Below are 3470 nucleotides of genomic sequence, written 5' to 3' on the forward strand. Positions count from 1 at the left end.
GGAGCTCTCCGGGGGGCTGCTTGCGGAGCACGTATTCGCCCCGGTCAGTGACCACCAGGAAGGTCGGGTTGGACTGCCCGCCCCGCATCTGGCGCAGCTCGGCGAAGCGCTCGCCGAGCCGGTCGCCCACGAGGGCGGCGAGGCGCGTCGTGTCGAACCGGTGCGCCTCCCGCACCGGAACGGTTTCGGAGAGCCCGGTCTCGGCGGCGCTCACGGCGACGCTTGCCCCGGCCGATGGCGGCTCACGGCCGGACCCCGGCGCCGCCAGCCATGTTGGCGCCGCCCTGGTGCTTGCGGAGCTCCACCTTGGCGACGGTTTCGCGATGCACCTCGTCCGGCCCGTCGGCCATGCGGAGCGTGCGCGAATGCGCGTAGGCGGCCGCGAGGTGAAAGTCCTGGCTCATGCCGCCCGCGCCGCAGACCTGGATGGCCCGGTCCAGCACCTTGCAGGCGACGTTCGGGGCCACGACCTTGATCATCGCGATCTCGGCCCGGGCCCCCTTGTTGCCGACCGTGTCCATCATGTGGGCGGCGTGCAGGGTGAGCAGGCGGGCCTGATCGATCTCCATCCGGCTCTCGGCGATCCAGTGGCGGGTCACGCCCTGGTCGGCGATGGACTTGCCGAACGGAAAGCGCGTCAGGGCGCGCTTGCACAGGGTTTCCAGCGCCCGCTCGGCGACTCCGATCGACCGCATGCAGTGGTGGATGCGGCCCGGCCCGAGCCGGCCCTGGGCGATCTCGAAGCCGCGGCCCTCGCCCAGCAGGATGTTCGAGACCGGCACGCGCACGTTCTCGAACAGGATTTCGGCGTGGCCGTGCGGGGCGTCGTCGTAGCCGAACACGGTGAGGGGCCGAACGATGGTGATGCCCGGGGTGTCGAGCGGCACCAGCACCATGGATTGCTGGCGGTGCTTTTCGGCGGCCGGGTCGGTCTTGCCCATCAGGATCGAGATGCGGCAGCGCGGATCGGGCGCCCCGGTGATCCACCATTTGCGGCCGTTGATGACGTAATCGTCGCCCTCGCGCCGGATCTCGGTCTGCACGTTGGTCGCGTCCGACGAGGCGACGGCCGGCTCCGTCATGGCGAAGCAGGAGCGGATCTCGCCGGCCATGAGCGGCTTCAGCCAGCGCTCCTTCTGGGCCTCGGTGCCGTACCGGATGATGGTTTCCATGTTGCCCGTATCGGGGGCCGAGCAGTTGAACGGCTCGGCGCCGATGGGCGAGCGGCCCATGATCTCGCAGAGATGGGCGTATTCCACGTTGGAGAGCGCATCCGGATCGTGATGCTTGGGCACGAACAGGTTCCAGAGACCCTCGGCCCTCGCCTTGCGCTTCAGCTCCTCCATCACCGGCGGCACTGTCCAGCGGTCAGCGGCCTTGGCCACGAACTCCTCGTAGACGTGCTCCGCCGGGTAGACGTGCTCCTCCATGAAGGCCGCGAGGCGCTCGCGGAGCCGCTCGGCCCGGGGGGTGATTTCAAACATCGGCGACACTCCTGGTCGTGAGGGGCAGGAACGGGCCGGGTCCCCAGGGACGCCGGTCCGCCCGCATCATGCGGCCGCGCCGAACAGGCCGCCGCTTTCGGCCAGCCGGGCGAGGTGGAAATCGGCGTCGCCGAACAGCGTCTCGATCGCGGTCATGCGCTTGAAGTAATGGCCGACCCGGTATTCCATCGTCACGCCGACCCCGCCATGCATCTGCACCGCGCTCTGGCCGACCGAGCGGCCCGACCGGCAGATCTGGACCTTGGCGGCCGAGACGGAGCGGGCGCGCTCGGCCGGGTCGTCGGCGGCCGACATCATGGTGGCGAAATAGGTCATGGAGCGAGCCTGTTCGGAGGCGACCACCATGTCGGCGGCCCGGTGCTGCAGGGCCTGGAAGGAGCCGATCGGCTGCCCGAACTGCTTGCGGGTCTTGATGTACTCGACCGTGAGGTCCTGCATCTCGCCCATCAGCCCGACGGCTTCGGCGCACAGCGCCGCGATGGCCTCGTCGACCACGCGCTCCGCCGGTCCGAGCCCGCCCTCGGGGTCGCCCAGCACCGCTTCGGCCCTGACGTTTTCGAGCGAGATCTCGGCTGCCCGCGCGCCGTCCTGGGTCGGGTAGCCGCGGCGCGACACGCCCGCAGCCGCGCCGTCGACCAGGAACAGGCCGATGCCGGAGCGGTCGCGCCGCTCGCCGGAGACGCGCGCCGTCACCACGAGCTTGTCGGCGCTGTCGCCGTGCAGCACCACGCCCTTCTCGCCCGACAGGACCCAGCCGTCGCCGTCGCGCCGGGCGCGGGTCTCGACATCGGCGAGGTCGTAGCGGGAGCCGCGCTCCACATGCGCAAAGGCGAGAGTGAGTTCGCCGGCCACGAGGCGGGGCAGCAGCTCCGCCCTCTGCTCCTCGCTCGCCGCGTGCCGGAGCAGGCCGCCTCCCAGCACCACGGTCGCGAGATAGGGCTCGACCACGAGCCCGCGGCCGAAGGCTTCCATGACGATCATGGTCTCGACCGGCCCGCCGGCCATGCCGCCATGCTCCTCGGCGAAGGGAACGGCCAAGAGCCCGAGTTCGGCGAACTGGGCCCAGTTGGCGCGGCTCCAGCCGTCCGGCTCCGCCTGGAAACGCTTGCGGCTCTCGAAATCGTAGCGGTCGGCGATCAGCCGCTCGACCGAGTCCTTGAGGAGGCGCTGCTCGTCGGTGAGGTCAAAATCCATACGCTGTCCTTGTGGTGGCGGCGCGCCGATCCGGGGCGTGCCGGCCGTCATGCGGCGCGCCCGGCAGCAGCCCGGGCGCGGTGTGGTCGGGGCTCAGAGCCCCAGGATCGCCTTGGCGATGATGTTTCTCTGGATCTCGTTCGATCCCCCATAGATCGAGACCTTGCGCCAGTTGAAGTAGGTTGGCGCGACCGAGGCGGCCCAGTCGGGGCCGATCGGCGGCTCGTTCGACAGGTGCGGGCCGTCCGCCTCCTCCGGGCTGTAGGGCAGGGCGTAGGGCCCGACCACGTCGAGCAGCAGCTCCGTCGTCATCTGCTGGATCTCCGAGCCCTTGATCTTGAGGACGGAGGAGGCCGGATCGGGCTTGCCCTTTTCGCGCGTGCGCTCGGAGGCGATGACCCGCATCTGGGTCATCTCGAGCGCCTTGAGCTCGATTTCGGCGGCGGCCAGCTTCTCGCGGAAGCGCGGGTTGCGGATCATCGGCTCGTCGCCGAGCCGCTCGATCGAGGCGAGTTCGCGGATGCGCCGCAGCCGCTCCTTCGAGACGCCGACCCGGGCGATGTTGGTGCGCTCGTTGCCGAGCAGGAACTTGGCGTAGTTCCAGCCCTTGTTCTCCTCGCCGACCAGGTTTGCGACCGGAACCCGCACGTCGTCGAAGAACACCTCGTTGACCTCGACGCCGCCGTCGATCGTCTGGATCGTCATCACCGTGATGCCGGGGGTCTTCATGTCGATGAGGAGGAACGAGATGCCCTCCTGCTACTTGGCGGC

General features: G+C 69.8%; 2 protein-coding genes and 2 pseudogenes. All 4 read right to left on the reverse strand.

Annotated elements, in window-relative coordinates; genetic code table 11:
• Positions 1-214, reverse strand: a pseudogene (locus tag JWR86_RS05160) (phosphotransferase family protein); the annotation flags it as partial.
• 28 nt (positions 215-242) lie between these two features.
• Positions 243-1484 carry an acyl-CoA dehydrogenase family protein gene (locus JWR86_RS05165; protein WP_299561698.1) on the reverse strand — a complete coding sequence of 414 codons (1242 nt, stop codon included), beginning with the start codon at positions 1482-1484 and terminating at the stop codon, positions 243-245.
• A 66-nt stretch (positions 1485-1550) separates the two neighbouring features.
• Entirely contained in the window at positions 1551-2699 is a 1149-nt protein-coding gene (locus JWR86_RS05170) for an acyl-CoA dehydrogenase family protein (RefSeq protein WP_299561701.1), read from the reverse strand.
• Between the two features lie 93 nt (positions 2700-2792).
• Positions 2793-3470: pseudogene (locus JWR86_RS05175) on the reverse strand (acyl-CoA dehydrogenase family protein); the annotation flags it as partial.

This window comes from Enterovirga sp., from assembly GCF_028290205.1.
GTDB lineage: Bacteria > Pseudomonadota > Alphaproteobacteria > Rhizobiales > Beijerinckiaceae > Enterovirga.